General features: G+C 43.9%; 13 protein-coding genes. 9 read left to right on the forward strand and 4 right to left on the reverse strand.

Annotated elements, in window-relative coordinates:
* Positions 1-522 precede the first annotated feature (522 nt).
* The 5 genes from GJU87_RS06115 (at position 523) to GJU87_RS06135 (ending at position 3,977) form a co-directional block, all read left to right on the forward strand.
* On the forward strand, positions 523-846 hold the full coding sequence (locus GJU87_RS06115) for a hypothetical protein (protein WP_153638716.1): 324 nt from the start codon (positions 523-525) through the stop codon (positions 844-846).
* 16 nt (positions 847-862) lie between these two features.
* Complete coding sequence (locus GJU87_RS06120; protein WP_153638717.1) at positions 863-1,189, forward strand: hypothetical protein; 327 nt, start codon at positions 863-865, stop codon at positions 1,187-1,189.
* Positions 1,190-1,249: 60 nt separating this feature from the next.
* Positions 1,250-1,570: a hypothetical protein gene (locus GJU87_RS06125; RefSeq protein ID WP_153638718.1), complete on the forward strand. Its 321-nt coding sequence runs from the start codon at positions 1,250-1,252 to the stop codon at positions 1,568-1,570.
* A gap of 65 nt (positions 1,571-1,635) precedes the next feature.
* Positions 1,636-1,962 carry a hypothetical protein gene (locus GJU87_RS06130; protein WP_153638719.1) on the forward strand — a complete coding sequence of 109 codons (327 nt, stop codon included), beginning with the start codon at positions 1,636-1,638 and terminating at the stop codon, positions 1,960-1,962.
* Between the two features lie 662 nt (positions 1,963-2,624).
* On the forward strand, positions 2,625-3,977 hold the full coding sequence (locus tag GJU87_RS06135; protein ID WP_153638720.1) for a sigma-54 dependent transcriptional regulator: 1,353 nt from the start codon (positions 2,625-2,627) through the stop codon (positions 3,975-3,977).
* Here GJU87_RS06135 and GJU87_RS06140 read toward each other — a convergent pair.
* The gene (locus GJU87_RS06140) at positions 3,974-6,445 is read right to left on the reverse strand and encodes an ATP-binding protein (protein WP_153638721.1); all 2,472 of its coding nucleotides are present in this window, start codon (positions 6,443-6,445) and stop codon (positions 3,974-3,976) included. The two genes, GJU87_RS06135 and GJU87_RS06140, sit on opposite strands and share 4 nt — an antisense overlap.
* A 219-nt stretch (positions 6,446-6,664) precedes the next feature.
* Between GJU87_RS06140 and GJU87_RS06145 the strand changes: the two genes are divergently transcribed.
* Entirely contained in the window at positions 6,665-7,258 is a 594-nt protein-coding gene (locus tag GJU87_RS06145) for a DUF502 domain-containing protein (RefSeq protein ID WP_153638722.1), read from the forward strand.
* Between the two features lie 12 nt (positions 7,259-7,270).
* Here the strand turns inward: GJU87_RS06145 and mnmA are convergent, their stop codons facing one another.
* Positions 7,271-8,338: a tRNA 2-thiouridine(34) synthase MnmA gene (gene mnmA / locus GJU87_RS06150; RefSeq protein ID WP_153638723.1), complete on the reverse strand. Its 1,068-nt coding sequence runs from the start codon at positions 8,336-8,338 to the stop codon at positions 7,271-7,273.
* 29 nt (positions 8,339-8,367) lie between these two features.
* Positions 8,368-9,585 (reverse strand): hypothetical protein, encoded by a 1,218-nt coding sequence (locus GJU87_RS06155; RefSeq protein ID WP_153638724.1) that lies wholly within the window; start codon positions 9,583-9,585, stop codon positions 8,368-8,370.
* A 147-nt stretch (positions 9,586-9,732) separates the two neighbouring features.
* Between GJU87_RS06155 and GJU87_RS06160 the strand changes: the two genes are divergently transcribed.
* From GJU87_RS06160 to GJU87_RS06170, 3 genes are read left to right on the forward strand one after another with little or no spacing between them, the layout of a single operon-like run.
* Positions 9,733-11,097 carry a serine hydrolase gene (locus GJU87_RS06160; protein ID WP_153638725.1) on the forward strand — a complete coding sequence of 455 codons (1,365 nt, stop codon included), beginning with the start codon at positions 9,733-9,735 and terminating at the stop codon, positions 11,095-11,097.
* A gap of 23 nt (positions 11,098-11,120) precedes the next feature.
* A complete protein-coding gene (locus GJU87_RS06165) occupies positions 11,121-12,155 on the forward strand; it encodes an agmatine deiminase family protein (RefSeq protein WP_228491874.1) in 1,035 nt (344 codons plus the stop codon).
* A 22-nt stretch (positions 12,156-12,177) separates the two neighbouring features.
* Positions 12,178-13,065, forward strand: a complete 888-nt coding sequence (locus tag GJU87_RS06170; protein WP_153638726.1) for a carbon-nitrogen hydrolase — start codon at positions 12,178-12,180, stop codon at positions 13,063-13,065.
* A 154-nt stretch (positions 13,066-13,219) separates the two neighbouring features.
* Here the strand turns inward: GJU87_RS06170 and GJU87_RS06175 are convergent, their stop codons facing one another.
* Complete coding sequence (locus tag GJU87_RS06175; protein ID WP_153638727.1) at positions 13,220-14,164, reverse strand: mechanosensitive ion channel family protein; 945 nt, start codon at positions 14,162-14,164, stop codon at positions 13,220-13,222.
* Positions 14,165-14,339: the final 175 nt, after the last annotated feature.

The following is a 14,339-nucleotide window of genomic DNA, read 5'->3' on the forward strand; positions in this document are numbered from 1 at the left end:
TTCGGTATTCAGTAATGCCAATTTACATGTTACTCTGAACAGAAAAAAGCAAACAGGTTATACAGCATACGGCTCCAGTTATCAATATATGTTGATGTAACGGGTGTAGTTTTCGATTTAATGCCTTCAAATGACAGTTTTTCAAAACGATATGTGTTTAACTGGTTATAAGTGAATCGTATAGATGTTTTTTAACATTTCTGTTTTACGGCAGCATAAAAGTCTGATTTTAATCATGTATAAGGCTGTGTATTATTCTCTTACTGTTATTTTGACTATATCCTTCCTTTACAAACCAGTTTAAATCCACAAGCTGTGTACTCAAACTGTGGAATTGATTCTACATGTTGATTTGAGCTTGTGTTATCATAATTGTTTCCTTAAAAAAATGTATTCAGTGTAATCCACAAGTATAATGTGTTTTACAGAATTTATGGTTCCTGTCTCTCTGACTTTGGCACAACCTTTTCTATAAGTAGTACCGAAGACAAGCAGATACTTTGAATTAATAAATGAATTAACATGAAAAATCACTCTTCCATAGAGTTTCTTTTGCTCCCGGTTTCCTCAGCTGGTATTACCGGACAAATAGAAAATGAGCATTCGACGAATGACTCTTCGGTGGAACAAGTGGTTTTTGAGGTTATCCGGTTGAGTGACTTGCCGATGGCTGTGAAGGAATCGGTTGCTGAAGAGTTGACCGGATACCGTTTATCAAATCAGGTAATTACAGGAACAATAAACGGAATGCTGGTTTACCGATTGACCTTCAGGTCGACGTCAGGCATCAACAATGTAGTTTACAAAGCTGATGGCGAAAGGTATGTTGCTCAATTGCAGAATTAAATAAAAAAGGAGGAATATGCGATTGTTGTCCGCCATAGGATTGATTGCTGTTTTTTCGCTGATGCCTGGTAAGCCGGTTTTCGCGCAGAATGATTCTGCCGGAAGGCAAATGGCAATGGAGTTCAAAATTGATTTTAGCCGTATTGAATTATCAGACGTTCCGGCGTTTGTCAGTCTGGCTGTTAAGAGTGAATATCGCCAGGTGTCGATATCACAGGCATACAAAAGTCGTCTTCCCTGCGGAATGGTTATTTACAAGCTGTTCCTGAATGTAGAAGGAAGCACTAAAGTTAATTACTACAAGGAAGATGGAAGTAAATATATTCCAGGTAGGGACGGTTGAATTTTGATGAGGGCAATAGAAAATAATTTTTGAGGAGGAGATTGATTTTAAAAAGGGGATATGAAGAAGTTATTTTTTACCGTAGCCATACTTTTTTCCATGGCCACAATATATGCAGTAAATGCCAGCCCGGTTTTTTCGGGTAGTCTGGAAATAACAAATGTTTGGGCAAAGCCCGACTTCAGGCAAATTAGCGTCAGCGAACTGCCTCAGGCAATTAAGGAATCGGTAAGTGACCAGTTTAAAGATGCAACGATTACCGGGGCTTATGTAGCTAATTTGAGTGATGGAACAAAAATGTACAAAGTGATTTTGAACGTGGAAGGCCAGGAAGAATCGATTATGTTTAATGCAGATGGCTCACGTTATCAAATCAATTAAATAAAAAGACTCAAATCACCAGCAAATTTCTAAATATTAACAATTGTATTAAAAACGAGTTAGTTATGAAAAAAGTATTAATTCCATTGGTTTTAGTTTTTGCGCTTGGCACTGGTTATGTTGCTAATGCTGCCAATTCAGTCTCAAAAACGACGAATTCATCTTTTGTAATGCAATCCGACCTCAAATTTATTTCGGTCGATGTAGCAGATTTGCCCGAAGCGGTGACTAAAGCTGTTGCCAGCGACTACAAAGATGCCAAAATCAGTCAGGGGTTCGTTGCAACCACTGAAGATGGATCAAAAGTATATAAAGTTGTTCTCCAGTTAAATGGAGAGAGCATGACTGCCATGTACAATGAGGATGGTAGTAAGTATGAGCCGGAATCATAACCCGGTAAGCTTTAGAACAGTAAATTCCAATAATAAATAAAAAACCAATTGTGAAGACACGACGGACATTTACTGTTCAAGAACAAACTTTAAATCGTAGATTTCTAAATACCGTTCATACTTGTATTGTTTAGTCAAAGCTGTTCCCGGGTGGTTTTCCTGGCACGGTTGGCCGCTGTGGGGCAGCTTCTATTGACGACACATTCAGAATTTAGGTTTAGGTTTATTATCGCAAGATGTGTCGGAAATAACAGGAATATAAAAACTTCCGGTGTAATGGTGGGATATTACCCGGTTGTTCATCCTGGTACTAACGGCACAAAATTGTTTATTGACTGCTCATGAAAGACCGGGAAAAGATGAAGGCAGCCATAAAAAAGGGGGATGGCTGCCGATTCTGCTCCCATTGTTTAAACAGAGTAACGTCAAGCGTTCTTATAAATTAGGTTTTGAGAGAATTCACTAAGGTAGGTCAGGAATCCTACCGATTTAAAGTTTTTCACATAAAAGCGGGTTGTTTGAACAATCCGCTTTTTTATTTTTTAATTGTATATTATCATTTACCTTTTGAGCGTTGAATAGAAGGGTTTCGAGCTAAAAATTTTATCTTTATTCGAGAACCGATTTTTTTTACCGATAATCTTTGCCTGATATTGATGGACATGCCCCGATTACTGATTGTTGATGACGATACCTCCTTCTGCATGTTATTGCAGGGGTTTTTAAAGCGAAAAGGCTTCGATGCCGATACAGCACATGACTATGAAAAAGCCAGTCAATCATTGGCAAAGAATTCTTATGATTTGGTTTTAACCGATTATCGCTTGCCTGATGGAACTGGCATTGATGTGTTAAAAGAGAGCAAGAAATTAGCGCCTTCCACGGTCGTTATCCTCATTACTGCCTATTCAGATATACGTGTGGCAGTCGAAGCTGTTAAGCTGGGGGCGTTTGAATATGTGACCAAGCCTGTTAATTCCGACGAGCTTTTTCACGTTATTAAAGAGGGACTGAAAAAGCGTGAAACACAGGAAAAGAAAACAAAAGAACCTGTACAGAATGGGCGAAAATTCCTGGTAGGAAGCAGTGAAGAATCCAAAAGAACAGAAGAGCATATCCGTGTGGTTGCGCCGACCGACATTTCTGTTTTGATTATTGGCGATAGTGGCACAGGTAAAGAATATGTTGCCCGCCGGATTCACGAGTTGAGTAAACGGAAAAAAGCACCGTTTGTAGCGGTCGATTGTGGAGCATTGCATCCCGATATTGCTGCCAGCGAATTGTTTGGTCACGTGAAAGGCTCGTTTACAGGGGCTGTGAACGATAAGACCGGTCACTTCGAAGCAGTGGGAGAGGGAACTATTTTTCTCGATGAGATTGGAAATCTTTCCTACGATGTACAAATGAAACTTTTGCGGGCTATTCAGGAACGAATGGGGCGGAAAGTAGGTGGAAATAACGAATTCCCGATAAAGGCACGGATAATTGCAGCAACGAACGAGAATCTGAAACAAGCTGTCGACGACGGTCGCTTTCGCGAAGATTTATACCATCGTTTGAATGAGTTTACGTTGACTTTAGCGCCTTTGCATGAAAGAGACGGTGACCTGATGATGTTTGCAGCATTCTTCCTGGAAGATGCAGTAGCAGAATTCGGGAAGTCGATAATTGGATTTGACGATGAGGTTCGACGTATTTTTAATCAATACGATTGGCCGGGCAACCTGCGCGAAATGAGGAATGTTATTCGACGAGCTGTTCTTCTTTGTAAGCACGAGAGAATCAACCGCGAAGTACTTCCTGAAGAGATCTACCGCAACAACTCTGTGAAAAGCTATCCGGAAAATGCTCAACCGGTTAACGACCTGAAAGAGATTAAGAATATTTCCGAGAAAGAGGCGATTTTACAGGCGTTAGAGAAAACACGTTACAACAAAACCAAGACAGCCAAATTGCTGGGTATTGACAGAAAAACGCTGTACAATAAACTTCATTTGTACGATATCGAGCTCTAAGACAATACTTCTTCGTTGATCTTTGTCCTGACATCATTCCATAACTGGCTCAGTGCAATAATGGATGCGCGTATGGTATCCCGCTTGGATGGATCATCTTCCGCTGTTTCCAAGTGCTTCAAAATAACGACTCCATCTGAAATGGCAAATTGCCGGAAGCCGGTCAACATCTTATGAGCTGTTTTCCTGATTCCCGGAACATCATTTTCTTTCTCCATTTTTTTCAGCGATGCAATGCTCTCGTCTGCGTTGAGGATGAACGTTTCGGTTACGGTACGCAATAATCCATCGTCATCGCCTGAAAAGGTTTTGATCTCATCGAGGCTGAAACTTGCTTGCGCCCTCTCTTTTTGCTCAAGGTCTTCTATATCTTTTCCGTTGAGGATGGAATGGAATTTTTGGGCCAGAGAAATACGGGTAAATGGTTTCGGCATGGCCCACACATTTTCTATCTGAGAAATCTCTTCCATGCGGCTTTCGCTCAGGTTGGCAGTAAGAATCAAAACCGGCGTGTACGAACTGAATTCTTTGCGGATAGTTCTGGCTAACGAAATCCCATCGGTATCCGGCATTTGTACGTCGGAAACAATCAGGTCGAAAGTCTCTTTTTTCAGGTAATTCAGGGCTTCAACAGGTGTGTAGGCCGAAGTTTTTTCACCGTTCATATCACGAATGAGTGCTTCCAGCAGTTGGTGCACTAATGGGTCATCATCAATACAAAGCACTTTCTTCCCGGTAAGGAAATCGGGCGTTATGACTTCATCCTTCAGTTCATTGCCGGTACCTTCTTTCAGCGGAATGGTAAAATGGAACGTACTTCCTTTGCCTTCTTCGCCTTCCAGCCAAATAGCGCCTCCCATTAATTTAATTAGTCTGCGGCTAATCGAGAGTCCCAAGCCTGTGCCTCCGGTTTGTTTTGTTTTCGAGTTATCGACTTGCGAGAATTCTTCGAAAATTTCCTCTTTTTGATCTTCCGGAATACCAATACCTGTGTCGGTAACGGCAAAGGCAAGTTTATGATCTTCCCGTCTGACAACGAATTTGACGTATCCTTCCTGTGTAAACTTAATGGCGTTTCCAACCAGGTTGATGAGCACTTGTTTTAATCGCATCCGGTCGGTACTGAAATCGGGCAATCCTTCTTCGACTTCGAAACTGAAACCAATTTTCTTGTTTTGGGCAGCCAGCTTCATCTCTTCGAAGACTTCTTTCATCAACTCGTTCGCTTCAATCTCATCTTCACTCAGGTTGACCATGTTGGCTTCAATTCTCGAAAAGTCGAGAATCTCATTTACCATCCGGTGAAGGTGACGAGCTGAGCTAAGTAGTGTTTTGGCCATTTCAGCCTGAGGTTTGTCGGCTAATCCTTCAGAAAGTAATTCCGCGAAGCCAATGACAGAGGTAAGCGGTGTGCGGATTTCGTGGCTCATGTTAGCCAGGAATTGCTCTTTTACTTTCAGCAATTCGTCTACCTTGTCCTTCGACGAGCGTAACTGATCGTTTAAGCGGCGGCTGCGCAAAATATCGCGGTTGACCCAAAGAATGAATAAGGCAAAAATGATTAACGCTGAAATTCCCAGGTAAATCAGTTGGTTGAAGGTTTTTCCCCGCATTTGCTCCATCTCCTGGCTCTTTATAGCGGACATGTGGAAAGCTTCATCTTCGAGCGATTGTACAACCTCCCGAATTTTGTTCATAATCTGGTTGTCGAGCTTAACCAGTTGTTGCTCCTGGGTACTCAGCGCTCTGTTAAATCTGGCTTGCTGTGCCTGGAATTGTGATAGTTCCCGCTTGATTTGAATTAACGTGGAATCTTTCCGGACGTGACTCACTTTTGATGAATCGACCCGTTGCTCTATGACCGGAACTTTATACTTTGTCGGTTCCGGTTTTTTTCCCGTAAGGAAATCGGAAAGCTTTTGAAGCGTGTTGCGTTTTATCGGAGCCCCTTTTTTCTCCATAGAGTCGACAAATGTGGAGGTGTATTTGGTCGTAGTGATTTCGTATTCAAGTGTGTCAGGAATAACGCTGATCAACTCTCCGTATTGTTTCCGGTATTGATTGATGATGTTGATTTGAATCAGACTTTCCATCAACTGTTCTTTCTCGGTGAACAATCCCTGGATGGTGTCAATCTGACTTAACGCCAGCGAATCGTTAAAATACTGGTGCAAATCGTTTACCAATATCTCGATAGAGTCGCGCTTATTATGGTAGAGTTCCTTGAATTTCGGATCTTCTGTGATACCGTATATCCGGCCATATCCTTCCGCTTCAATCATTTGCGAAAGCACCCTGTTGAGAAGTACCATTTTCTGGGGGAAGCTGTCGTTATATGACTGGTTTTTGATTACCCGAACAACGCTTACATAGCTGATACCGAAAAACAAAAGAGCAATCACAAATACAATCAGGAATCCTGCCGTCAGTTTGGCCTTTATCCACTTTTCCGGGGCATTCTTCTTCATCACAAATCGTTGTATTACAATATGCAATATGCCAAATATCTTCAGTAACTGAAAGAAAGTAGATTAAAAAATAAACATCCTAACGCTTTTAGGCATCACAACCATCGACTTTTGACGGAATGGATGTTATTAACTTATTGCATTGTTAACGAAAAGAGAGCGTTTGGACAGGCGCAAATTCGTACTTTGCAGCCTCTAAAACTGTAAAAGCCGAAAGCAATGAAAAAGTTGGTCACCTATTTTCTACAGGGCCTTTTGATGGTCGCACCGCTGGCCTTGACCATTTACTTTGTTTTTGAGATTTTTGATATCACCGACGGTCTGTTGAGCACCTATCTCGACGACTGGATTGGTTTTCGTGTGCCCGGGCTGGGAATCCTCATCATATTCGTTTTGCTGGTTATTCTCGGTTTTGTTGGTGAAAGCATTGTTGCAACACCTTTCCGTAATTTTTTCAATGGAATTTTAGAGAGAACACCTTTCCTGAACCTGATTTACTCTTCGCTGAAAGACTTGTTTTCAGCATTTGTGGGAAAGGAAAAGAAGTTCAATTCACCGGTGATGGTTTTGATGAGTGAGTCCGAAGATATCTGGAAAGTTGGGTTTATTACCCAGGAATCGCTGGAAGAAATTGGCCTGGAGGAAAAGGTGGCAGTGTATTTTCCGTTAGCCTACAGTTTTGCAGGTGAGTTGTTTTTTGTTCCGGTAGAACGGGTGAAAAGATTGGAAATTCCTCCGGCCGAAGCTATGAAGTTCATTGTCTCAGGCGGTGTTACACGAATTGATTCCAATGCCCGGAATAATCATGAATAAAGGAGTTTCGCTTTAATCTTCTTGTATTTCGTCAACAATCCAGCCACCTCCTAAAACTTTATCGTTCAGGTAAAACGTAGCTGTTTGTCCGGCAGCTTCCCTGACAATGGATTCGGAAAGTCTTACTTCAAGGTAGTTCTGGTTCAGAATATGAAGAGTTGCGGGAGTGGCTTGTTTCCGGTATCGAATCCTGGTTATTAATTCATTATTGAGCGCTACTTCTAAATCAACCAGATGGTAGTCCTTCAACAAAATCCGGTCGGTCATTAAATCTTCCCGGCTTCCGATGACGACTTCATTTGCTTCGGGCCTGATGGCGGTTACATACAGTGCCTTGTTCAGATAAATGCCCAAACCCCGTCGTTGCCCGATGGTGTAATAGACGTATCCTTTGTGACGACCGATTATTTCTTCGGTAGTTGAAACAAAATTTCCGGGCCCGGGAAGAAGTTGTTTGTTCGTTAATCTTTGTGTTAGAAAAGGCCGGTAGTTGCCCGGAACAAAACAGATACCCATGCTGTCCTTTTTTCCAGCCACCTTTTTAAAACCTCTGTCGGCCGCCATATCACGCACTTCGGTTTTATTCAATTTTCCTAACGGGAAGACGATTCGTTCGAGGTATTTCTGTGGTAAATCCCAAAGGAAGAAGGATTGTTCCTTATCAGGATCTTTCCCGCGCGAAATGAAGAATTTATCTTTTGTTTGAATGACCCGGGCGTAATGGCCGGTTGCTAAATGGTTGATGCCAAGTTCGTCCGCCTTTTGCGCGAGGTATTCCCACTTAATGTGATTGTTGCAATATACACACGGGTGCGGTGTTCTTCCCGCCAGGTATTCACCTTCGAAATAACGAATAACGGTTTGCTCAAACGCTTCCCGGATGTCCATCACGTAGTGGGGAATCTGAAGGTTCTCGGCTAATGCTTTTGCTTCCGCAATGAATTTGGGTTCCTGATCATTATTGTCAAACATTCGGAAGGTTACGCCCGTCACTTCATATCCTTGCTCTTTCAATAGCATGGCTGCTACCGAACTGTCCGTCCCGCCGCTCATTCCGAGAAGTACGCTCTTGCTATTCATCTTTGCAAAAGTAGGAATTGACGGGAAAATCAGGAAGAAGTGGTTGCCGGTTTTCTTTTCGGCATGTTTACTTTCGGAGCCCGCTTGAATTCCTTTGTGCGATCGAAGAGGTAGCGGTAGGTGATGTGCGTTTTATAAATTTTACCACCGATGAATTCAGCGACTTTCATCATCACCGGGTTAAAATCACCAATCCAGTTTAATTCCAGGGTTTTGTAGGGGAATGACGGTTTCATGGCTTCCCTTTCAAAGGCAATCACCATTGCACCTTCCACGCCTTTTCCCTGAAATTCGGGAACAACACCAAAGATGCGTCCAATGACGCGGTCAATTGATTTGGCCATTCTCAGATGGTAGAAGAATCTCAGCTTATTCCACCAATTCCATTTGCCTTTAAAGCGGCGAATAATCTGCCCAATATCCGGCATCATGACGAAGAAGCCGATGGGCTGGTTGTTATGATAGGCAAAATAAACCAGTCGTTCGTCCATTATCGGTGCCATGGATTTCAACAACTCCATGGCTTCCTTGTCCGTCAGTCCTTTGATCCCGTTGAATTCTGCCCAGGCTTTATTATAAATTTCCTTGAAGTCGTAGGCAAATTGCTTGTTGCCTTTTTCTATCATTTTTACCTGATATTCGGGTTGACTAAGCAGGTAATCGGCGCGCCTTCGGATGGCCGGGTGCAACCCTCCCGGCTCAAATTTCCTCCAATAGGTATGTTGCTGGAAATAATCCTGAAAGCCGTATGCCTCAAATAATTCACGGTAGTAGGAGAAATTATAAGGCATGTTATACACAGGCTCATGAAATCCATCAACCAGACAACCCCAGAAGGAATCGCGCATGCCCAAACTAACCGGACCGTCCATTGCTTCCATTCCCCGTTCTTTTAGCCACTCTTTTCCGGCGTTGAACAACATGAAAGCAGCGTCTTTATTATCGATGCACTCGAAAAAACCTACGCCTCCGGTCGGTTGCTCATTCTGGTCGGACGATTCTTTTTCATAAAAGGCAGCGATTCGACCAACTGTTTCACCGGTGTCATCCTTCAAAATCCAGCATTGACTTTCGCCGTGAGCTAACAACCTGTTCCGGTTCGGGTCCAATATTTCCCTGATGTCGTTATCAAGCGGGTGCGACCAGTTTTTGTCCTGGGCATAAAGCTTCTCCGGAAGTGTCAGAAATTCTTTACGGGTTGGTGCGTCGGTAACTTCAGTTAAATGGAAGGTTTGTGCCTTTTTCATGTAATCTTTGGTTTGCCTGGCAATTTGAAATTCAAAATTAAAAAAAAATCGATAGTAAGAATATTGGGATGCATTTGTTGTGTGATGACTCATTAAGCGGTCACGGATTTATCATTATCTTTGGTTTGAAACATAAAATTTTGACATATGAAGTTGAAACGGATTGTTCCTGTTGTGATTGTTCTTGCCTTGGTAGCATTGGTTGCCTGGCAGTATCCACGATTTTATATCGCGACGGGATACGGAGCTAAATGTTTGGCCTCCGGAGTTTTTGTCGCTCACAGAAATGCAGATCAAGTGATTGCACAGGATTTGGACTATTCCATAGTGAAATACACACATAGCAAGATTGATTACAAGAAGAAGACCGTAACGACTTCCTTCCTGGGAATGGCCCATCAGACTGCCGTTTACCGCGAGGGACTGGGCTGTACGCTGGTTGGCGATATGCCGGAAAGTAAAGTGAGAGCAGAATCGCATCAGCAATTAGCTCCGCAACCAGCCGATCCGTTTGAAGTAGCCTGGCCGAACGGAGACCAGCTGAAGGATACCATATTTCCGGAGATTAATTACACCAAACTGAAGAAAGCAATGGATGATGCTTTCGATCACGGTGATGAAGATTTGAAACGGACCGCAGCTGTGGTTGTGGTTTATAAGAATCAATTGGTTGGGGAGGAATACTGGACCAAAGAAGGCATTACCCCGGAAACCCGGATGTGGGGCTGGTCGATGGACAAAAGTATTATTAATACGATGCTCGGAGTGTTAAGTCGCGAAGGTAAACTGGATGTGAATGAACCGGCACCCATCCCTGAGTGGCAAAATGACGAGCGAAAAAATATCACCGTCAACAACCTGATGCACATGAGCAGCGGGTTGAAATGGGACGAAGACTACGGGAATGTATCGGACGTAACCGTGATGCTTTACCGAAAAGGAGATGTATACAAAGCCGCAGTAAAAGCACCTTACGGTGTGAAACCGGGAACGCAGTGGTATTATTCTTCCGGTACGACTAATATCCTTTCGGGAATGATTCGTCACATTATTGGCAACGACGACAAATATTTGGATTTTCCCCGCAAGGAAATATTTAACAAAATTGGGATGCGCAGTATGCTCATGGAAACCGATGCGGCCGGGAACTTTGTTGGTTCATCGTACGGTTACGCTACGGCTCGCGACTGGGCCCGTTTTGGTCTGTTGTACCTGAATAACGGCGTTTGGCAGGGCGATACAATTGTTTCTCCGGAGTGGGTAAAATACACCCGGACACCGGCTCCTGCTTCCACAGGGAACTACGGCGCTCAGTTCTGGCTGAACCGAGATAAGTCAATCCCGGATGCCCCGGAAGACATGTTTTACTGCGATGGTCACCGGGGACAACGTATTTTCATCATGCCATCGAAAAAGCTGGTGGTGGTTCGGTTGGGATTTTCGTTGGAGCATTTCAGTGATGATACGTTCCTGAAAGAGGTATTATCCGCTTTTCAGAGCGATAAGCAATAACCGAAAAATTCTACATTTGTGCCATGATGAAAGCAAGTGCAAATACTTTCTTGCCGGCCGAATGGTATCCGCAGAGCGGAGTGATGCTGACCTGGCCTCACGCCGGAACCGACTGGTCGGAAATGCTGGACGAAGTAGAGGAGAGTTTCATCGCGATAGCGAATGAAATTGCCCGGCGTGAACAGTTGGTGATTGTTTGCCAGAATTCGAAAGAGTTAAAAGAAAAGCTGGCAGCCATTAATCTTGCCAACGTGCATTTCTATGAAGTGCCGTCGAATGATACGTGGGCACGAGATCATGGTCCCATTACGGTTTTTCGTGATGGTGCCCCAATATTATATGATTTCCGTTTTAACGGCTGGGGCCAGAAGTTTCCGTCGAATCATGATAATCAAATTACCCGTCGTTTGTTTAGCAAAGAAGCTTTTTCGGCAAATGCCGGATATGCTAACTTTCTGGAGTTTGTGCTGGAAGGTGGTGCCATCGAATCGGATGGAGAAGGAACCGTATTGACAACGGCTGAATGTTTGTTGTCGCCCAACCGGAACGAACACATGAACAAAAAGGAAATTGAGCACTTGCTGAAAGAGATTTTCGGTTTGAAACGGGTTTTGTGGCTGAACAATGGTTATCTGGCCGGCGACGACACCGATAGTCATGTGGACACGCTGGCCCGTTTTTGTGATGCAGAAGCCATTGCTTATGTAAAATGTACCGATCCGGAAGATGAGCATTTTGATTCCTTGCAGCGTATGGAAGATGAATTGAAATCGTTCACAACGTTGGATGGAAAACCATATCGTTTGCTGGCATTGCCTATGGCTGATGCGGTATACGATGATGGAGACCGGTTGCCTGCTACGTATGCCAATTTTCTGATCATGAACAATGCCGTTCTCCTTCCGTTTTACGGAACAGATAAGGACGAGGAAGCCAAAAAAATACTGCAGGACGCTTTCCCCGCAAGAGAGATTATTGGTATCAATTGCTTGCCACTAATCAAACAGCATGGTTCGCTGCACTGCGTGACGATGCAGTTTCCGGAAGGTGTGCTGTGAGAATTCGAAAATCCAGAGAGTTATGAGTAAGACAATAAAAGCCGGACTGATTCAGCAGAAGAATTCTGAAAGCATTCAGAGTAACATCGATAAATCGACGGAAAATATTGCCATTTGCGCGAAAGAAGGCGCTGAATTGGTGGTATTGCAGGAGTTACACAACAGCCTCTATTTCTGCCAAACAGAAGAGACTTGTCAGTTTGATTTGGCTGAGCCGATTCCGGGGCCGTCGACGGAACATTACAGTAAACTGGCGAAAGAGCATGGCATCGTGCTCGTCACTTCGCTGTTCGAAAAGCGGGCGCCCGGTTTGTATCATAACACGGCGGTGGTTTTCGAGAAAGATGGCTCCATTGCCGGGAAATACCGGAAAATGCACATTCCCGACGACCCGGCTTATTACGAAAAATTTTATTTCACCCCGGGCGATATGGGCTTTGAGCCAATTAATACATCGGTTGGACGATTAGGTGTGCTGGTTTGCTGGGATCAATGGTACCCCGAAGCAGCCCGTTTAATGGCTTTGGCTGGCGCCGAAGTGCTGATTTATCCGACGGCCATTGGATGGGAATCTTCGGACCCGAAAGACGAACAGCAACGTCAGCTCGATGCGTGGATGATTTCGCAGCGCGGACATGCCGTAGCAAACGGACTTCCGGTGATTTCGGTGAACCGGGCAGGGCATGAGCCTGATCATTCCGGACAAACCAAGGGAATTCAATTCTGGGGGAATAGCTTTGTGGCTGGTCCTCAGGGGGAACTGTTGACAATCGCACCAAATGACTCGGAAGCCAATTTGTTGGTTGATGTTGATCTGGAACGTTCGGAAAATGTGCGCCGTTGGTGGCCGTTTCTGCGCGATCGTCGCATTGATGCTTATGATGATTTGCTGAAACGTTTTCGTGATTGAAAAAAATAGCTTCTGCTTTCGCAGGAAATAGCTGTTTAACTACTCAAAAAAAGGATTACGGAGTCCATTGATTTTCCTCCGCGATCCTTTTTTATTTTGATCGGGATGCAGAAATATTTTCATCCCGATCAAAATATTTCTGCATCCCGGTCGATTAATTGTTCACCGGCTGGCTCATTTGTTTCTCTGCTTTGTTAAGCTGCAGCTGAAGCGGGGCGATTTCCTCTCCCCAATAGATAGTGGTATGGGGGAACGGGATTTCGATGTTGACCTTATCGAAAGCTATTTTCAGCCTGCGACGGTATTCGCGGCCAACGGCCCACTGCTGAATCGGTTGTGTTTTCAGCCGGGCTTTAATTACCAGCGCGCTGTCGCCAAATTGGTCGAGCCCGACAACCTCAATCGGTTCCAGAATTTTGTCCTTGAATTCATTGTCCTGTTGCATATCGGCACCTACTTCCTTCATAATATCCATCACCTGGTCGACATCTTCTTTATAAGCAACGCCGATGTCGAAAACCATGGCCGACCACTCTTTGGTCATGTTCGAAAGCGAGTTGATTTTTCCGTTTTGGAAGATGTGCACCACACCCGAAAAGTCGCGCAGGGTAATGGTACGCAGCTCTATCTTTTCGACGACACCGCCGGTTCCGTTGATAATGGCTACGTCGCCGATGCGAATTTGATCTTCGAGCAAGATGAAAAAACCGGAAATGAAGTCGCGAACCAATTCCTGGGCACCAAAACCCACAGCCAGTCCGACGATTCCGGCACTAGCCAGAATGGGACCGATATCGACTCCGAATTTGCCCAGTAAGATCATCAGGAAGATGATCCAGATAATAATCTTCCCGGCGCCGCGAACAATCCCCATCAGCGTGTTGGTCCTTTTTTCGGCTTCTAAATTACTTTGGTTATCACCTTTCATGGCTCTTCTTAGGATAAGCCCGTGTAGCTTGTTAACCAAAAAATGCAGCAATCGCATGCTTATCAAAAAGAGTAGGATAATGATGATAATGGACGGAACATTATTAATTGCCCAGTCGACAAGAGTGGTGGCGGCTTTGGTCCAAAAGTCACTGCTGAATATTTCCTGCATAAGCTAATGTTTTTAATGTTTAGGAATGAAAATGGTTGGTCTGGAAGTATTTCATTCTATTAAAGAACAGGATGAAGAGATTTAGTGTTCAATTTGAAGCATAAAAATCCATTGAGTTGGGAGTTATCGGCTAAGAGTAGCAAGATGATGTTCATGTGTTTCACCCGAGCTAACT

This window comes from Prolixibacter sp. NT017, from assembly GCF_009617875.1.
Taxonomy (GTDB): Bacteria; Bacteroidota; Bacteroidia; order Bacteroidales; family Prolixibacteraceae; genus Prolixibacter.